The organism is Bradyrhizobium sp. Kon10, assembly GCF_055807395.1.
Window position 1 is genome coordinate 1 of sequence record NZ_JBVVOZ010000252.1, and the last position, 263, is coordinate 263.

1 protein-coding gene is annotated in these 263 nt (G+C 58.2%); it reads left to right on the forward strand.

Annotated elements, in window-relative coordinates:
* On the forward strand, positions 1-187 hold a 187-nt coding region (locus tag AC0L2O_RS36915), incomplete at its 5' end, for a hypothetical protein (RefSeq protein ID WP_473373223.1).
* Between the last annotated feature and the right edge of the window lie 76 nt (positions 188-263).

Consider the following 263-nt stretch of genomic DNA (forward strand, 5'->3'; position numbering starts at 1 on the left):
TGGATTTGATGGAAAACAGGCGCGGTCCATAACCCGAACGCCGCCAAAATACAAGCTTTTTGGCAATGCCAAGATCGGGGCCAGGGCCGGGGCCGGGGCCAAGGCCGTCTGGGCGCGCGCCGCCTGCGACGATACGGCACCGATCACAATTGCTTGCTTGCAGCATCATACCCTTGGATTGCCGTAAAACCGGCGCTATCTCGAATGACGAAGGTCAGCCGGTTATTTCAAGCCGACCGATAGTCACGCGCATTTAGACGACC